The 15,835-nt window shown below is 71.8% G+C and carries 17 protein-coding genes and 1 tRNA gene; 10 read left to right on the top strand and 8 right to left on the bottom strand.

Annotation, left to right across the window (positions count from 1 at the left end; genetic code table 11):
* Positions 1-76: 76 nt before the first annotated feature.
* Both N8J89_RS38785 and N8J89_RS38780 read right to left on the bottom strand, forming a co-directional pair.
* Positions 77-838 carry an enoyl-CoA hydratase gene (locus N8J89_RS38785; RefSeq protein ID WP_283661844.1) on the bottom strand — a complete coding sequence of 254 codons (762 nt, stop codon included), beginning with the start codon at positions 836-838 and terminating at the stop codon, positions 77-79.
* A 61-nt stretch (positions 839-899) separates the two neighbouring features.
* The gene (locus N8J89_RS38780; protein WP_252480501.1) at positions 900-1,352 is read right to left on the bottom strand and encodes an Lrp/AsnC family transcriptional regulator; all 453 of its coding nucleotides are present in this window, start codon (positions 1,350-1,352) and stop codon (positions 900-902) included.
* Between the two features lie 74 nt (positions 1,353-1,426).
* On the opposite strand from N8J89_RS38780, the gene ddaH reads away from it, so the two are divergent.
* Positions 1,427-2,311, top strand: a complete 885-nt coding sequence (gene ddaH, locus N8J89_RS38775; protein ID WP_349497428.1) for a dimethylargininase — start codon at positions 1,427-1,429, stop codon at positions 2,309-2,311.
* 18 nt (positions 2,312-2,329) lie between these two features.
* On the opposite strand, the gene N8J89_RS38770 is transcribed toward ddaH, so the two are convergent.
* Positions 2,330-3,304: a hypothetical protein gene (locus N8J89_RS38770; RefSeq protein ID WP_283661843.1), complete on the bottom strand. Its 975-nt coding sequence runs from the start codon at positions 3,302-3,304 to the stop codon at positions 2,330-2,332.
* A 54-nt stretch (positions 3,305-3,358) separates the two neighbouring features.
* A complete protein-coding gene (locus N8J89_RS38765) occupies positions 3,359-4,117 on the bottom strand; it encodes a GntR family transcriptional regulator (protein WP_283661842.1) in 759 nt (252 codons plus the stop codon).
* 134 nt (positions 4,118-4,251) lie between these two features.
* On the opposite strand from N8J89_RS38765, the gene N8J89_RS38760 reads away from it, so the two are divergent.
* The 4 genes from N8J89_RS38760 to htpX all read left to right on the top strand — a co-directional run bounded on the left by N8J89_RS38760 (position 4,252) and on the right by htpX (position 6,641).
* Positions 4,252-4,668, top strand: coding sequence for an NADH-quinone oxidoreductase subunit B (locus N8J89_RS38760; protein ID WP_283661841.1), 417 nt, complete (start codon positions 4,252-4,254; stop codon positions 4,666-4,668).
* Complete coding sequence (locus N8J89_RS38755) at positions 4,665-5,246, top strand: NADH-quinone oxidoreductase subunit C (RefSeq protein ID WP_283661840.1); 582 nt, start codon at positions 4,665-4,667, stop codon at positions 5,244-5,246. The genes N8J89_RS38760 and N8J89_RS38755 overlap by 4 nt, the downstream gene beginning before the upstream one ends.
* The gene (locus N8J89_RS38750) at positions 5,243-5,695 is read left to right on the top strand and encodes a 4Fe-4S binding protein (protein ID WP_283661839.1); all 453 of its coding nucleotides are present in this window, start codon (positions 5,243-5,245) and stop codon (positions 5,693-5,695) included. The genes N8J89_RS38755 and N8J89_RS38750 overlap by 4 nt, the downstream gene beginning before the upstream one ends.
* Positions 5,696-5,765: 70 nt before the next feature.
* A complete protein-coding gene (htpX, locus tag N8J89_RS38745; RefSeq protein ID WP_283661838.1) occupies positions 5,766-6,641 on the top strand; it encodes a zinc metalloprotease HtpX in 876 nt (291 codons plus the stop codon).
* Here htpX and rfbA read toward each other — a convergent pair.
* Both rfbA and N8J89_RS38735 read right to left on the bottom strand, forming a co-directional pair.
* A complete protein-coding gene (rfbA, locus tag N8J89_RS38740) occupies positions 6,635-7,525 on the bottom strand; it encodes a glucose-1-phosphate thymidylyltransferase RfbA (RefSeq protein ID WP_252480508.1) in 891 nt (296 codons plus the stop codon). The two genes, htpX and rfbA, sit on opposite strands and share 7 nt — an antisense overlap.
* Positions 7,526-7,653: 128 nt before the next feature.
* Positions 7,654-8,145 (bottom strand): YajQ family cyclic di-GMP-binding protein, encoded by a 492-nt coding sequence (locus N8J89_RS38735; protein WP_252480509.1) that lies wholly within the window; start codon positions 8,143-8,145, stop codon positions 7,654-7,656.
* A gap of 142 nt (positions 8,146-8,287) precedes the next feature.
* Between N8J89_RS38735 and N8J89_RS38730 the strand changes: the two genes are divergently transcribed.
* The 4 genes from N8J89_RS38730 (at position 8,288) to N8J89_RS38715 (ending at position 11,371) form a co-directional block, all read left to right on the top strand.
* Positions 8,288-8,368, top strand: a tRNA-Tyr gene (locus N8J89_RS38730).
* A 169-nt stretch (positions 8,369-8,537) separates the two neighbouring features.
* Positions 8,538-9,050 (top strand): sigma-70 family RNA polymerase sigma factor, encoded by a 513-nt coding sequence (locus N8J89_RS38725; RefSeq protein ID WP_283661837.1) that lies wholly within the window; start codon positions 8,538-8,540, stop codon positions 9,048-9,050.
* Positions 9,047-10,303, top strand: a complete 1,257-nt coding sequence (locus N8J89_RS38720) for a hypothetical protein (RefSeq protein WP_283661836.1) — start codon at positions 9,047-9,049, stop codon at positions 10,301-10,303. The genes N8J89_RS38725 and N8J89_RS38720 overlap by 4 nt, the downstream gene beginning before the upstream one ends.
* 231 nt (positions 10,304-10,534) lie before the next feature.
* The gene (locus tag N8J89_RS38715; RefSeq protein ID WP_283661835.1) at positions 10,535-11,371 is read left to right on the top strand and encodes a DivIVA domain-containing protein; all 837 of its coding nucleotides are present in this window, start codon (positions 10,535-10,537) and stop codon (positions 11,369-11,371) included.
* On the opposite strand, the gene N8J89_RS38710 is transcribed toward N8J89_RS38715, so the two are convergent.
* Together N8J89_RS38710 and N8J89_RS38705 are read right to left on the bottom strand one after the other, a co-directional pair.
* Positions 11,368-11,619 (bottom strand): hypothetical protein, encoded by a 252-nt coding sequence (locus tag N8J89_RS38710; protein WP_283661834.1) that lies wholly within the window; start codon positions 11,617-11,619, stop codon positions 11,368-11,370. The two genes, N8J89_RS38715 and N8J89_RS38710, sit on opposite strands and share 4 nt — an antisense overlap.
* Before the next feature lie 122 nt (positions 11,620-11,741).
* The gene (locus N8J89_RS38705) at positions 11,742-12,755 is read right to left on the bottom strand and encodes an aldo/keto reductase (protein ID WP_283661833.1); all 1,014 of its coding nucleotides are present in this window, start codon (positions 12,753-12,755) and stop codon (positions 11,742-11,744) included.
* Positions 12,756-13,124: 369 nt separating this feature from the next.
* Between N8J89_RS38705 and N8J89_RS38700 the strand changes: the two genes are divergently transcribed.
* Positions 13,125-15,770 (top strand): putative bifunctional diguanylate cyclase/phosphodiesterase, encoded by a 2,646-nt coding sequence (locus tag N8J89_RS38700; protein WP_283661832.1) that lies wholly within the window; start codon positions 13,125-13,127, stop codon positions 15,768-15,770.
* The last annotated feature ends 65 nt before the right edge of the window (positions 15,771-15,835 follow it).

Genomic DNA, 15,835 nt, shown 5'->3' with positions numbered 1-15,835 from the left:
CCCCTTGGAGAGACGCACGTCACATACGTCATCCCACATGGTCGTGCCGAGGCTGGGTGTTACTCCAGAGTAACAGTCACTTCCCGCTGATCCGGGCCTTCATCGCGGCCAGGCGCTCGGCGAAGGCCGGGCTGTTCATGGAGATGAGCTGGGAGACCAGTTCGACCTCCACCGCCTCGGCGTGCTCGGCCACCGCGGCGGTGCGGCGCATGGACTGCTTGGTGGCCAGCACGAGTTCCCGGGGCGCTCCGGCAGAAGCGGCCGCCAGCTCTACCGCCGCGGCCACCACATCTGCCGGTTCACCTGGTGTCCGTGCCCACACCAGGCCCGCCCGCTCGGCCGCCTCGGCGTCCAGGACCTGACCGAACAGCGCCATCGCGGTCGCGGTCTGCGGGCCGACGATCTTGTTGAGCATCCAGGTCATGCCGCCGCCGGGGTGGATGCCCAGCTGCAGGAAGCGGGCGTCGAAGCGGGCCAGCGGACCGGCCAGCCGCACGTCGCAGGCCAGCGCCAGGTTCAGGCCCGCGCCGACCGCGGCCCCGTTCACCGCGGCGATGGTGGGCAGCGCGCAGTTGGCCACGGCCAGGAACCCGGCGTAGATGGTGCGCAGCCCGGCCTCGCGGGACTCGCCCAGCGCGGTCAGGTCCGCGCCCGCGCAGAAGGCGGGCGGGGCGCCGGTGACCACCACGGCGTGGACGTCGCCGTTCTGCTCGCAGGCGGTGACCGCCTCGGCGAGACGGGTGGAGATGGCCGGGGTCAGGGCGTTGCGGCGGTCGGGGGCGTTGACCGTGATGATCGCCACCCGGTCGCGCTGCTCCAGGAGCACCTCAGCTGACATGGCGGTGATCCTGCCGCATCGGAGTGGCCAATTGCCGATCCGGCCGGTGATTTACGCCTCTTCAGCGAGGGGGCTCCGGCGCGGGTGGGCGTTCCAGCAGGGTGGAGAGGATGACCGTGGAGACGGTGCGGTCCACGAAGTCCAGTGCGCGCAGCCGCTCCAGCGCGGTCTCCAGGTGGTGGATGTCCCCGGCGCGCAGGTGCACGATGGCATCGGCCGAGCCGGAGACGGTGTAGGCGGCGACCACCTCGGGCAGCGACTCCAGCCCGGCGCGGATCTTGCCGGGGGTCACGTTGCCCTGTCCGTGCACCTCCACGAAGGCCTCGGTGCCCCAGCCGAGCGCCTCCGGGTCGACCACCGCGGTGAAGCCACGTAACACGCCCGTATCCAGCAACTTGTCCACCCGGCGCTTCACCGCGGGGGCGGACAGACCGACGCTGGAACCGATCTCCGCGTAGCTCGATCGGGCGTCCGCGACCAGGCACGAAATGATTCGATGGTCGATGGTGTCCATGCGCAACATACTGCCCCAATTTGGGCACGATGCGGCGTTGAACGAACGTCAGGTGGCCATTTACATTTCGAATCATGTCCTCCGCTCTCGACGTCTCGCCCGCCGCCTCGGTGGAGACCTCCGCGACCGCAGCCCCGGCGGTCCGCACGCCGACTCGTCGTCGTTACCTGATGTGCCCGCCGCGTTACTTCACGGTGGAGTACTCGATCAACCCCTGGATGGACCCCAGCCAGCCGGTCAGCGCGGACCGGGCGCTGGAGCAGTGGACTGCCCTGAAATCCGCCTACGAGTCCCTCGGCCACCAGGTCGAGGTGATCGAGCCCGCCCCCGGCCTGCCCGACATGGTCTTCGCGGCCAACTCCGGCACCGTGGTCGACGGCCGGGTGCTGGGCGCCCGCTTCCGCGCCAAGCAGCGCGCGGACGAGGCCGAGCACTTCCGCCAGTGGTTCCTGGCCAACGGCTACCGCGACGTGGTCATGCCGGCCAGCGTCAACGAGGCCGAGGGCGACTTCGCCTGGACCGGCCGCCTGCTGCTGGCCGGCACCGGCTTCCGCACCGACCCCGGCGCGCACGCCGAGGCCCAGGAGGTGCTCGGCGTCCCGGTGGTCTCGCTGCAGCTGGTCGACCCGCGCTACTACCACCTGGACACCGCGCTCGCGGTGCTCGACGACCGCCCGGAGCAGGGCCTGGTCGTCTACTACCCGGAGGCCTTCTCCGCCGGCTCCCAGCAGGTGCTGCGCTGGCTGTTCCCGGACGCCGTGCTGGCCACCGCCGAGGACGCGGCCTGCCTCGGCCTCAACGCGGTCTCCGACGGCCGCAACGTCATCCTGCCCACCGAGGCCACCGCCCTCGGCGAACGCCTGGCGCTGCGCGGCTTCGACCCGGTGTACGTGGACATCTCCGAGCTCCGCAAGTCCGGCGGCGGCCCGAAGTGCTGCACGATGGAGCTGCGCGGCTGATCTTCGGGCGGCTGATCGTCACGGCCCCCGGTGCCACACCAGGCCGTAGAAGATGAACCGGCCGTTGCTGTTCGGCGAGGTCGGCAGTGCGATCACCCGGAGCCGGGCGTAGCGACCCTCCCGGCTCCGGGCGCACAGGTGCCCACCCACCCGCAGCGCGGAGAAGTTCGCGCGGGTGGTCATGCCGGTGGCGTTGCGGCAGGCGAACCAGTCCGGCTCCGCGCTGCCGGGCATGACCTTCAGCTGCGCGCCCAGCGCGGTGAAGATCCCGTTCCGGTCCATGTTCAGGTCGCCGTCCCGTTCGTGCTGCTGCCGCCAGTAGTCCATCCAGACCGAGTCGTCGCCTGGCGTGGTGTTCAGCGTGACCTCGTTCTGGTGGCTCACCGGCGGCGCCTGCCCGGTGGTCGGGCCGGGGCCGTCCAGCAGGCGGTCGGTGGTGCTGGGCGACGGGCCGGGCCGCTGCGGCGAGCTGGTCGCGGAGCCGGTCGTGCCGCCGACGCTGGGCGGTGGCTGCCCCGGCGGACCGCTGGGACTGGAGCTGGGGCCGGGAGTGCTGCTGCTGCCCGGCTGTCCGGCCGAGGTCGAGCTCGGCGGGGCGTCGGTGGCCGGGGGGCTGGTCTGCCCGCTGCCCGCGCCCTGGGACGCGGTAGGCGGCTGGCCGGAGGACTCGGCCCGGGGCAGCGCCAGCACCAGTCCACCGGCCAGCGCGAGCACACAGCCCGCGGCCAGCAGCAGGCTGCGCGGCCTGCCGTGGCGGCCGTGCCTGCGGCCCCAGGCCAGCCACGCCAGCAGGTAGGCGCCAACGCCGAAGAGCACCACCGTGGTCAGCACGCGGCGGCCGTCCGGGGTCGTCGGGTCCACCTTGAACCCGGTGACCGTCACGGTCACCAGGCCGACCAACGCGCCCAAGGCGGTGAACAGCTCCTTGCGCCAGTCGGCGAAGCTCGGCGCCGGTCGCCGCTGCCCGTCCTCCGGGCTCTGTGTCTCTGCCACGTCCACCCCGGGATCGGTGTCGAGGCCGCCGCGACCGGCGTTACGTCCTGCTGCTCAGGCCGGGAACTCGTACTCCAGCACGTAGGAACCCGCGTCCAGGGTCATCTCGGTGACCTCGATCGCCTCGCCGGTGGTGGTGAAGGCGGTGCGCACGATCACCACCAGCGGGGTGCCCGGCTCCAGTCGCAGCGCCTTGGCCTCCTCGCCGCGCGGCATCCTGGCCCGGATCTCCTCCCGGAAGGCCGCGGCCGGCTTGCCCAGCTCGCGGAGCCGGGCGTACACCCCGCCAGGACCCGGGTTGGCCCTGGTGAGCGCCGAACCGGCGACCAGCGAGGCCGGGAAGTAGGACACCGAGAGCATCACCGGGTGACCGTCCACCAGGTTGCGCCGCCGCCGCGCCCAGACCCTGGCCGGCTCGTGCAGCCCGAGCACCCGCGCCACGTAGTGCGGCGCCTGCTCCTCGGCCACCTCGACGCTGTCGATGGTCAGCGTCCGGCCGGTCAGGTCGGTCTCCCACCGGCTCGGCCAGGACGCGCTGCGGTCCCCGCGCAGGCGCTGCGGCGAGTTGCGCCTGATCGGCCGGTCGTCCCGGACGTAGACCCCCGAGCCCCGGCGGGACCAGGTCAAACCCTCGTTCTTCAGAACCTCCAACGCCGCCCGAACCGTCATCCTCGCCGCGCCGTGCCGCTCCATGAGCTCGTTCTCGCCGGGGAGGCGCGAGCCGGGCGGGTACTTGCCGCAGGAGATCGCGGATCGGAGCTCGTCGGCTATGCCGCGGAATTTAACCCGGTACGCAGAGCCCGCCTCAGCCACTGGGATCGGCCCCTCTCGAGTCGCAGTTGCCGTTGGCCAGGGTACTCTCTTTCCGTAATCAACTAGCTACGGTCCGCCTACAAAACCCATGTCAATCGCTGCTCCAAGTGGGCGGTCTTTTACCCTCGGCAGCTGTGAACACCGCTGTTGAGCTGGACTGGGGGACCTCCTACCAGGTCACCGTCCTTGATCTGGGCCTCGCCTGCTGCGGGGTGGAGGTCATGGCCGCCCTGCACAACGCCGACCTGGCCGGACACGGCATCGAACCTGCCGGGGGGCCGGAGCGCGCGCACGTGCTGGTGGTCTCCGGCACGGTGACCGACGTGATGCTGCCCGCGATCCTGGCCACCTACCGCGAGCTGCCCGAACCGAAGTACGTGCTCTCCGTCGGCGCCTGCTCCAACACCGGCGGCCCGTACTGGGACTCCTACGCGGTCACCAAGGGCATCGACCAGCTGCTCCCGGTGCACGTGGCCGTGCCCGGCTGCCCGCCGCGCCCGGAGGCGCTGCTGGAGGGCATGGTCGCGCTGCACAAGCTGGTGCGGGCATGACCGCGCTGGCCACGGCCGAGGAGCTGGCCGCGCTGCTGCCGGGGGTCACCGTGCAGACGGCCTTCGGGCAGAGCACCGCGCACGTGCCGGTCGAGTCCTGGGCCGCTGCCGCCCGGCACGCCCGCGCGGACCTGGGCTGCGCGCTGTTCGACTGGCTGGGCGCGGAGGACGCCGGCCGCCCCGGCGCGGCCGGCGCCACCCACGCGGTGACCCTGCACGTGCTGCGGCCCGGCCCGTGGACCGGCCTGCTGCTGCGCACCGAGGTGTCCCCGGGCACGCCGCTGCCCAGCGTGGCCGGGGAGTGGGCGGGCGCGGCCTGGCACGAGCGGGAGGCGGCCGAGATGTTCGGCCTGGCGCTCACCGGGCACCCCGACCCACGACGGCTGCTGCTGCCGGACTCCTTCGCCGGGCACCCGCTGCGCAAGGACTTCGTGCTGGCCGCCAGGGTGGTGCGGCCGTGGCCGGGCAGGCTGGAGCCCGGCGAGGACGGCTCCGGCGCGCCCAGCCGCAGGCGGATCGCGCCGCCAGGAGTGCCCGGCCCCGAGTGGGGACCGCGTCGAGAAGAGGGAGACCAGTGACTGATCCCGAGGACCTGGCGCCGCGGACCCGGGGGGTCATCGCGCTGCTGGAGGCCAACTGCACGGTCTGCATGCTGTGCGTGCGGGAGTGCCCGGACTGGTGCATCCACATCACCTCGCACACCGAGACCACGCAGCCGCCTGGCACCGCCCGGCCGCGGCAGGTCAACGTGCTGGACCGCTTCGCCATCGACTACGGCCAGTGCCTCTACTGCGGGATCTGCGTGGAGGTCTGCCCGTTCGACGCCCTGCACTGGGCCCCCGACTTCGGCTACCCCGGCACCGGGTCGTCCGAGGGCGAGGGCGCGGTCGCCGAACTGGTGCACGAGCGGGACCGGCTGGGCGAGTGGGTGGCCGCCGCGCCCCCGCCGCCACCGCTGGACCCGGCGGCCGAACCGGCCCCGGAGGCCGCGCCCAGGGGCGGCAGGCCGGGCCGCCCAGGAACCTGACGCCCCTTTCACACGTTGACTGATCAGTAGGCCGGTTGATCCGACGAGGCCGGGAGGAGGCCGAGGGACCATGCGAAGTCACTACAACGGGCTCAAGACGGCCCTGCTGCTCGGCGGGCTGAGCGCGCTGATCATCCTGGTCGGCTCGCTCTTCGGCGGCGTCTGGCTGTGGGTCGCGCTCTTCGGCGCGCTGGCGGTGAACGCCTACGCGTACTTCAACTCCGACAAGCTCGCGCTGCGCGCCATGCACGCCAGGCCGGCCTCCCAGTGGGAGCAGCCGGGGATGTACCGGATCGTGCGCGAGCTGGCCACCTCGGCCCGGCAGCCGATGCCCCGGCTGTACCTCAGCCCGACCGCCGCGCCGAACGCCTTCGCCACCGGGCGCAACCCGCGCAACGCCGCGGTCTGCTGCACCACCGGCATCCTGGAGCTGCTGGACGAGCGCGAGCTGCGCGCGGTGCTGGGGCACGAGCTGGCGCACGTCTACAACCGGGACATCCTGATCTCCTCGGTGGCCGGCGCGCTGGCCAGCGTGGTGACCTTCCTGGCCAACATCGCCATGTTCGCCGGGTTCTTCGGCGACAGCGAGGAGGACCGGCCGGGCCCGCTGGCGGTGCTGCTGATCGCCATCCTCGGCCCGGTGGCCGCCGGTGTGGTGCAGCTGGCGGTGAGCCGCTCGCGGGAGTACCAGGCGGACGAGTCGGGCGCGGCGCTCACCGGCGACCCGCTCGCGCTGGCCTCGGCGCTGCGCAAGCTGGAGATCGGCACCCAGGCCGCGCCGCTGGCGCCGGAACCGCAGCTGATGTCCCAGTCCCACCTGATGATCGCCAACCCGTTCCGGGCGGGCGAGTCGATGGCGCGCTGGTTCTCCACCCACCCGCCGATCCAGGACCGGATCCGGCGGCTGGAGGAGATGGCCCGCAGCGGCGGCTACGGCCGCTACTGAGCCGCCGGGCTGGCGCCGGCGTTGAGCGCCACGTCCATCACGTACTGGCCGTAACCCGACTTGGCCAGCGCCGCGCCCAGCGCGTAGCAGGCGTCGGCGTCGATGTAGCCCATGCGCAGCGCGATCTCCTCGAGACAGGCGATCCGCACGCCCTGCCGGTGCTCCAGCACCTGCACGAACTGCCCGGCCTCCAGCAGCGAGTCGTGCGTGCCGGTGTCCAGCCAGGCGAACCCGCGGCCCAGGTCGAGCAGCTTGGCCCGGCCCTGCTTGAGGTAGGCCAGGTTGACGTCGGTGATCTCCAGCTCGCCACGGGCCGACGGGGTCAGCTCCTTGGCGATCCGGACCACCTCGTTGTCGTAGAAGTACAACCCGGTGATCGCCCGGTTCGACCGGGGCCGCTTCGGCTTCTCCTCGATGGAGACCAGGTTGCCGTCCGCGTCCGCCTCGCCGACGCCGTAGCGCTCGGGGTCCTTGACCGGGTAGCCGAAGAGCACACAGCCGTCGAGGCCGCCGACCAGTTGCTGGAGCTGCCGGGAGAAACCCTGGCCGTAGAAGATGTTGTCGCCGAGCACCAGCGCCACGTCGTCGTCGCCAACGAAGTCGGCGCCGATGATGAACGCCTCGGCCAGCCCGTTCGGCTGGGGCTGCTCGGCGTAGGACAGGCGCAGCCCGAACTGGGAGCCGTCACCCAGCAGCCGCTGGAACATCGGCAGGTCGGCCGGGGTGGAGATGAGCAGGATCTCCCGGATGCCGGCCAGCATGAGCGTGGACAGCGGGTAGTACACCATCGGTTTGTCGTAGACCGGCAGCAGCTGCTTCGACACCGCCTGGGTGATCGGGTGCAGCCGAGTCCCGCTGCCCCCGGCCAGGATGATCCCCTTCATCGCCCCCACCTTGTCCTACCGACGCTGGTGAGAACCACGGTAGTCCAGCTGGGTGGAGCCGCGGTCGAAGAGTGTTCGATGCCATCCCCGCTTGGCCGCCCCGGCGCGCGACCGGGGCGGCCCGCGCGTCAGCGGTAGTTCGTGAACTGCAACGCGATCCCGAAGTCCTTGGACTTGAGCATCGCGATGACGTCCTGCAGGTGGTCCTTCTTCTTGCCGGTGATCCGCAGCTGGTCACCCTGGATCTGCGCCTGGACGCCCTTGGGACCCTCGTCCCGGACCGCCTTGGCGATCTCCTTGGCCTTGTCCGAGGCGATGCCCTCGATGACCTTGCCGGTGACCTTGTAGATCTTCCCCGACAGCTGCGGCTCGCCCACCTCGAACGCCTTGAGCGAGATCCCCCGCTTGATCAGCTTCTCCTTGAGCACCTCGATCGCCGCCAGGCACCGCTCCTCGGTCTCCGCCTGGATCGCGATCCCGTCCTCACCGACCCAGTTGACCTTCGCGTCGACACCCCGGAAGTCGAACCGGGTGGACAGCTCCTTGGTGGCCTGGTTGACCGCGTTGTCCACCTCCTGCCGCTCGACCTTGCTCACCACGTCGAATGACGGGTCCGCCACGTTGCCGCACCTCTCCCAGCTGTGAACTCAAGCCCCCGAAGAGGCTCCTGAGGGCCAAGACGGTACCCGCTGGATACCCGCTTGCACGCCCCTGCCCAGGGGTATGTAAGCTGCTTCCTGCAGCCGAGAGATCAGCTGCACTGGCAGGTTGCCCGAGTGGCCAAAGGGAGCGGACTGTAAATCCGTCGCGAAAGCTCCGAAGGTTCGAATCCTTCACCTGCCACACCAGCGAGAACACCCCCGTGACCGGTAAGAACAGGTCACGGGGGTGTTCTCGTACTGACGCGCTCTGAGCCACTCACATCACCCGAATGGGGTGGCAACCGTTCCGTGCCTTCACCGGGTCTAGGGCCTGTAGGGGGAAGGTCCAGGGAACGGGAGGGGGGTGTGCGGTGGAGGCCGACGGGGAGTTCGACGACTTCGTCCGGGAACGGTACGAACAGTTGTTGCGCTACGCCCTGATCCTGACCGGCAGCCGGTGGGACGCCGAGGAGGTCGTGCAGGAGGCGCTGTTGCGCTGCCTGCGTCGATGGCGGCGCGTCGCCGCGGACAACCAGATGGCTTATGCCCGCAAGGCGGTGCTGCACGAGTTCCTCCGCGCCGCCGCACGCAAGCAGCGGCGGCGGATCACCGCGGTGCCGGAGCGGGTGGAGGACTTCTCGCCCTCGGTGGCCGAGCGTGGCGACGTCCTCGCGGTGCTGCGACTGCTGTCGCCGCGGCAACGGGCCGCGGTGGTGGCCCGGTTCCTCTTCGACCTGTCCGAGCCCCAGGCCGCCAGGGAGCTCGGCTGCACGGTGGGCACGGTGAAGTCGCTGACCAGCAGGGGACTGGCTCGGATCAGGGAGTCGTGGGGGGTGCCGCCGGGGAGCGCGCTGCCCGTGGGCAGGGGGAGGGAGTTGTGGTGAACGCACCGGAACAGGACCTGGTGGAGTCGCGGTTGCGCGTCGAGCTGACCACCGCGCGGCTCGGACCCGAACTGCGGGCCGGTCAGGTGGACGAGGTGATCAAGGCATGCCGTCGCAGGCGCTCCGAACAGCGCAGGCAGCGGGTGGCGCTGCTGGCCGTGGTGGCCACCGTGGTCCTGACGACAGCCGGCCTCTGGTCTGTACTCGGTGGCGCGCCCGCGCCGGAGCGGGTGACGGCGGCGGCCCCGGTGGGGCAGTGGCCGGCCCGCGGCGAGCTGGCGGGGGACCGGGACCTGTCGCGGCGGGCCGAACAGGTGTGGCGGCAGGCCGGACGCGGCATCGCGCAGGCCGACCGGGTGCACCTCCTCTTCGCCCAGGCCTCCACCGGCCTGCGGCGCAACGTGCTGGTGGTCGCGCTGTCCGCGTCCGGACCGGACGGTCGCACCAGGGTGGCGTTCGTGACCAGCGCGCTGACCGCCCGGCCACCGGACCGGGAGCACCTGCTGCTCCGCGCGGTGGCCGAGGTCAAGCCGGAAGCGTCCGCGATCGGTTTCGCCGCCGCACAACCCGACCAGCGGGATGAACCGGCTGCCGAGGGGGAGGTCCTCGCGTTCGCGCTCGCGGCCCCCGGCAAGGACGGGCTCGGCTTCACCACCAGCGCGGTGGACCACGAGCTGACCGACGGCAACCGGTCGGCCGACGACGCGATCTGGGCGGTGCTGCCCGCCGGCGCCGGCGCCTGGAACACCCGGCTCACGCTGTCCTCCGGAAGCACGCGGACGACGGAGCCGCTGGCCGCGGGCACCGCGGACCCGGCGGTCCAGGCCGGCACGCTGGAGGCGCTGACCGGTCCCGGCACGGCGCGGATCCGCCCGGAACGGGGCAACCCGGTGGCCATCGGAGATCTGGTGGCAGGCCCGACCGGCCTGGTCGGTGTGGTCAGTGCGGCCGAAGGAGACACCGCCACGGTGGACACCGGTCTGACGTCCCTGCCGCCGGGCAGCCGGGTTCAGGTCGCGATCTCGGGTCTCCCCGGTTCATTGCGCCCCGGGGCACGCGGCGAGCTGCTGTTCGAGCCCGGCGGTGGTGCCGAACCGGCAGCGGGCAACCGCGTGGTGCTCACCGACCCGGCCCGGCCGGGATTGTTGGTCAACCTGGGCAGACTGGCCGGTGGCGCGGGCGCCTGGCGAGTGGACCGGCTGGCCGAACCGGATCCCGGCGGGACGGTGGTGATCATCAGCGGTCGCCGCTGAGCAGGTGCAGGTTTTCTACGACCACACCTGCCAGATCTGCCGGACCCGGCTGGCCGCGCCGGGCCGGGCGTACGCGGAGGGCGCGCACATCCGGCCGCTCGACCGGTCGCTGCACCGCTGAACCGTTGGGCGCGGACATCCGTACGGGTGTGTGTGGCTGGGCCGACAGGCGGAGTTCCGTCGTGTCGAAACCGGGGCAGTATGGCCGCACTTAGGTCTCCTGGAGGCGCCATGACGCTGACTCCCGAGGACGTGCGTGATGTCCGGTTCCACCGGCCGCCGTCGGATGTGAAGGGGTATGACGAGCCGCCGGTGGACGCGTTCCTGGTGCGGATCGCGGACACCCTGCGCGGGCAGGACGGCATCACCGCGCAGGACGTGCTGAAGGTGCGGTTCCCGCCGGCGCCGGTGGACGGCAACGGTTACGACCGGGACGAGGTGGAGCTGTTCCTCGACCTGGTGGCCACGGTGCTGGAGAAGCGGGCGCTGGCCGAGCAGGGCAGGCTGACCGCCGCGGATGTGGCCGAGGTCGGGTTCCAGCGGCCCAAGCCGGGCGCGGTCGGCTACGACGAGCGTGAGGTGGACGCCTTCCTGGCGCGGGTGCAGGCGACCCTGCGCGGGGCGGATGACCTGACGCCGCAACAGGTCCAGGCGGTGGAGTTCTCCGCGGCGCCGGTGGGGCGGGGTGGCTACGACCGGGGTGGGGTGGACACCTTCCTGGACCAGGTCGCGGTGGCCCTGCAGCGGGCCGCGGCGCCCCGGCCACAGCTGGTCCCGGTGCGCGGTGGCCCGTCCCCGGCGGCGCTGACCGCCGAGGACGTGCACAACGTCGGGTTCCACCTGGCCGGGGGCGATCGCCGCGGCTACGACGAGGACGAGGTGGACGCCTTCCTGGACCGGATCGAGGGCACCCTGCTCGGCGCGGACACGCTCACCCCGCACGACGTGCGCCGGGTCCGGTTCACCGAGCACTCCGGCTCCGGCTACGACCCGGACGAGGTGGACGCCTTCCTCAACCTGGTCGAGGTGCACCTGCGCCGCCGCTACGGCCAGAAGAACACCGGCTAGAACCGGGGCAGCTTCATCAGCTCGCCCGCCTCGGTGCTGAGGTACCGGCCGCCGACGGCCGTCACCTCCACCTTGTTCCAGCCGCTCCAGACGAACATCCGCCAGCCGCGGCGGAGGCGGCTGACCATGGTGGCCGTGCTGTCGGTGTCCCACTCACTGCTGTTGTCGGCGTTCTGCCAGCGCACCGACTGGATGTGCCGGTAGGTCTCGCCACCGCTCAGGTGGATGTGCGTGATGCGAACCTCCACGAAGCCGGACCTCCTGTTGATTGTTGATCTCCAGGTGGTCTGTCCATCGTGGACAGTCGTGGCGGGGTTAACCGGCGTCACCGTCCTGTGTCCTGGCCGTTGCCGATCGTGTCCGGGCCGTGTCAGGGCTGTGCCGGACCGCTGCCCGCGCCGGTGCTGATGATCGCCTCGGTGATCTCGGCCAGGTCCGCCCCGGTCAGCTCCAGCGCGCCGGCCGGCCGCCAGCCGTCGATCTGCGCCGGGTTGCGCGCGCCCACGATCGCGCCGGTGACCCCTGGCCAGGACAGCGTCCACGCCACCGCCACCGCGCCCTGGCTCACTCCGTGCCGCCGCGCCACCGGCCGCAGCGCCTCGGCCAGTGCCAGGTTCGCGGTCAGTCCCGCGCCGGTGAAGTGGTCGCTGCGTGAGCGCCAGTCGTCAGCGGGCAGCGCGGCCGCGCGTTCCCGGCTGAACGCGCCGGTGAGCAGACCGGCCTGCATCGGGCTGTAGACGATCACGCCGGTCTCGTGCGCGGCGCACCACGGCAGCTCCTCGGCGGCCGCGTCGCGCTGGATCGCGGAGAACGGCGGTTGCAGGGTGTCCACGTGCCCCAGCTCCTCCGCCAGGGTCAGCTGCCCGGCGCTGTGGTTGGACAGTCCGGCGGCGCGGATCTTGCCCTCCGCCTTGAGGTCCAGCAGCGTCTGCCAGTACTCCTCAAGGCTCGTGCCGTCCCCGGCCGGCCAGTGCACCTGGTACAGGTCGATCCGCTCGGTGCCCAGCCTGCGCAGTGACCCCTCCACCTCGCGGCGGATGCTGGCCGGCGCGGCCACGGCGGTGGGTTCGGTGGCCGGGTTCGCGGGGTCCCAGACCATGCCGCACTTGGTGAAGACGTACGGGCGCTCGGTTGCCGGGATGTCCCGCAGCGCGGCCGCGACCACCTCCTCGGAGTGGCCGAGGCCGTACACCGCGGCGGTGTCGATCCAGTTGACGCCGCCCGCGACCGCGTGCCTGATGGCCGCGATGGAGTCGGCGTCGTCCTGCGCTCCCCAGCTGTACGCCCAGCCCGCGCCGCCGATGGCCCAGGCGCCGAAGCCGACCCTGGTGATGTCCATGCCAGTGCGGCCGAGGGGGACGGTGGGAAGTGCTCCGCTTGTCATGCGGCCGATTCTTCTTCGAGACATTGGCGCAGTCCAATAGGAGAAAAAGATGCCATTGAGCAGCTGAGGTGATGACCGTGCGGCCGTCCGGGGTGCCGCTGGGCTGTGGTCGAAACCACGCGGAGTGACCCTTGTGGTGGCCAGACGTTCACACTCAGGGCCGGTTGACCTTCATCTGATCGGGCTAAGTTGCAGGTCAAAGCCCCCGGTGTCATTGCGTTGCTCCCCCATCTGTGACACCACTACCCGGGCGCCTTCGCCAGTTGGGTGAGAACGCTCCGTCATCGCTCTGGTCAAGCGGCCGTACGTCAGTCACGATCGGCTGTTGATGCGGTTTGCAAGCTGCAAATCGAGGTGTAAGGAGGGTGGATGTCGGATCGCCGACGGCCACTGGACCCGGACTCGCCCCCTGACGCACCGCGTCCGCTGGCGAGCCCGTTGGACCACGCCGCCCGCGGCCGGGCGTTCACCCGGTTCTCCATGGTCGTGCTGCTGGTCGGCGTCACCGCCGCGGCCGCGGTCTCCTACTGGCTGCCCACCGAGCTCGACGCGCAGCTGCTCTGGATCGGCCCGCTGCTGGCCGCGGCCTTCCTGCTGGCCGAGCAGCTGACCATCGACGTCGACGTGCGCACCGTCGGCTGGACCATCTCCTTCACCGAGATCCCGTTGGTCATCGGCCTGCTGGTGGCCCCGTTCGAAGTGGTGCTGGCCGCGCACCTGGTCGCCGGGCTCGGCGCCCAGCTCGGCAGGCGCGGCGGCGACCACGTGATCTACAACGCCGGCGTGATGTGCCTGGAGATCGCGGTGCCGTTCACCGTGGCCACCCTGGTGCAGCGGGCCATCACCGACGGCCCGCAGTGGCTGGGCGCGGTGTTCGGCACGGTCACCTCACCCTTGGTCAGCGTGATCTTCGCGCTGGCCGCGGTGTACGTGCTCGGCGGCGAGATGCGGGTGGCCGGCGCCGCCCGGCTCGGCCTGCGCACCCTGGTCATCGGCCTGCTCAACACCTCCACCGGCCTGGTCGGCTACGAGATCGTGCGCAGCACCGCATGGGGCTGGGTGCTGGTGGTGCTGGTCTCGGCCGCGCTGGTGCTGCTCTACCGCGCCTACTCCGGCCTGCTGCGCGACCAGCGCGACCTGGAGGCGCTCAGCGACGTCAGCCTCACCGTGGCCCGCTCCGGCCAGCAGGCGGTCAGCAGACCCACCGGCGCGGACAACGGCTACACCGAGCTGCACACCCCGACCAGCACGGTCGAGTGGCAGCAGATCGCCGAGCGGATCCGCGAGCAGCTCAACGCCACCAGGGTGGTGCTGCACCTGCGCCCCGACCCGCCGGCGGGCGTGCGAAGCCTGGTCGCGGGCGAACCGCTGCCCGAGGGCGCGCCGGCCAACGACGCGGTGGAGCTGCGCGATGACCCGATGCTGCAACTGCCCGGCAGCCACGTCCGCTACTTCCGCACCGTGGACGCCGCCGACGACGTGCGCGAGGCGCTGACCCGGCGCGGCGCGCACGAGGCGCTGGTGGTCCCGCTGCGCGGCGCGCACCAGTTGCTCGGCGCGGTGGAGACGCACGACCGGCTCAGCCGCTGGCGCGGGTTCGGCCGGGCCGACGTCCGGCTGCTGCGCACCCTGGCCAGCCACCTGGCCACCGCGCTGGACAACCGGCGGCTGCTCGCCCGGCTCCGGCACGACGCCTACCACGACCCGCTGACCGGCCTGCTCAACCGGCCCGGCCTGCGCGAGGCCGCGGCCGAACCGCTGCGGCAGTCCCCGCGCTCGGTGGTCATCCGGCTGGACCTGGACGTGCTCAGCCAGGTCAGCGACGCGCTCGGGCACGCGTGGGGCGACCGGATGGTGGTGGCCGCGGGCCGCCGCATCCGGGAGGCGCTCGGCGCGGACGTGCCGCTGGCCAGGCTGGAGGGCGGCACCTTCGCCGCACTGCTGGTCGACTGCACCACCGAGGCCGCGCACGGCATCGCGGAGAAGCTGCGCGCCCAGGTCGCCGCGCCCTACCCGGTGGAACGGCTCACCGTGGAGGCCACCGCGGTGGTCGGCTACGTGCCCACCATCGCCGAGGACGGCAGCCCGGTGCAGGACGTGGACACCCTGCTCCAGCACGCCGACGTGGCCGTGCGCGCGGCCCGCTCCAGCGGGGACTCGGTGCGCAGCTACCTGCCCAGCATGACCCAGGGCTTCCTGCGCCGCTTCCAGCTGGTCACCCAGTTCCGGCACGCGCTGGACAGCGGCCAGGTGCAGGTGCACTACCAGCCCAAGGTGGCCCTGCCCAGCCGCGAGGTGGTCGGGGTGGAGGCGCTGGTGCGCTGGGTGCACCCGGAGTTCGGCCGGGTCGATCCGGACGAGTTCGTGCCAGCGGTGGAGGCCACCGGCCTGGTGGACGCGCTCACCGGGTTCGTCATGGAGTGCGCGCTGATCCGCATCCGCAAGTGGCTGGACCGCGGCCTGCGGTTGTCCGTTGCGGTCAACCTGTCCGTGCGCAACCTGGAGGACGAGACCTTCCCCGACAAGGTGGCCGACGCGCTGAGCAGGCACGACGTGCCGCCGCGGCTGCTGACCTTCGAGCTCACCGAGTCCGGCGTGATGGCCGACCCGGAGCGCTGCCTGCCGGTGCTGCGCAGGCTGCACGGGCTCGGCGTGGTGCTGGCCGTCGACGACTTCGGCACCGGCTACTCCTCGCTGGCCTACCTGCGCCAGCTGCCGGTGGACGAGGTCAAGATCGACAAGAGCTTCGTGCTCGGCATGGGCACCGATCTCGGCGACCTGGCCGTGGTCCGCTCCATCGTCGAGCTGGGCCACTCCCTCGGCCTGCAGGTGGTCGCCGAGGGCGTGGAGGAGGACGCGGCCAAGGAGGCGCTGGTGCGCATGGGCTGCGACATCGCCCAGGGCTACCTGATCTCCCGGCCGCTGCCGGAGGACCGCTTCGAGGCCTGGCTGCGGGCCCGCACGGTGCGCGCCAGGGGACGTCACGACGAGATGGTGCTCACGTTGGTCAGATGACCCACCCCCCGATTTCGCTTCTGGGGCAGGCCTGTTGTAAAGTTCTCCACGTCCCGCTCGGAGGG

Origin of the sequence: Crossiella sp. CA-258035, from assembly GCF_030064675.1 — a bacterium.
Lineage (GTDB): Bacteria > Actinomycetota > Actinomycetes > Mycobacteriales > Pseudonocardiaceae > Crossiella.
This window is presented reverse-complemented; position numbering and strand designations above follow the sequence as displayed.

Bases quoted from the DNA above. Each gene is read 5' to 3' on its own strand.
- ddaH (WP_349497428.1), top strand. From the start codon at position 1,427: ATGTCCTCCGCTCTCGACGTCTCGCCCGCCGCCTCGGTGGAGACCTCC.
- htpX (WP_283661838.1), top strand. From the start codon at position 5,766: ATGCGAAGTCACTACAACGGGCTCAAGACGGCCCTGCTGCTCGGCGGG.
- N8J89_RS38700 (WP_283661832.1), top strand. From the start codon at position 13,125: ATGTCGGATCGCCGACGGCCACTGGACCCGGACTCGCCCCCTGACGCA.
- N8J89_RS38715 (WP_283661835.1), top strand. From the start codon at position 10,535: ATGACGCTGACTCCCGAGGACGTGCGTGATGTCCGGTTCCACCGGCCG.
- N8J89_RS38705 (WP_283661833.1), bottom strand. From the start codon at position 12,755: ATGACAAGCGGAGCACTTCCCACCGTCCCCCTCGGCCGCACTGGCATG.
- N8J89_RS38785 (WP_283661844.1), bottom strand. From the start codon at position 838: ATGTCAGCTGAGGTGCTCCTGGAGCAGCGCGACCGGGTGGCGATCATC.
- N8J89_RS38755 (WP_283661840.1), top strand. From the start codon at position 4,665: ATGACCGCGCTGGCCACGGCCGAGGAGCTGGCCGCGCTGCTGCCGGGG.
- rfbA (WP_252480508.1), bottom strand. From the start codon at position 7,525: ATGAAGGGGATCATCCTGGCCGGGGGCAGCGGGACTCGGCTGCACCCG.
- N8J89_RS38780 (WP_252480501.1), bottom strand. From the start codon at position 1,352: ATGGACACCATCGACCATCGAATCATTTCGTGCCTGGTCGCGGACGCC.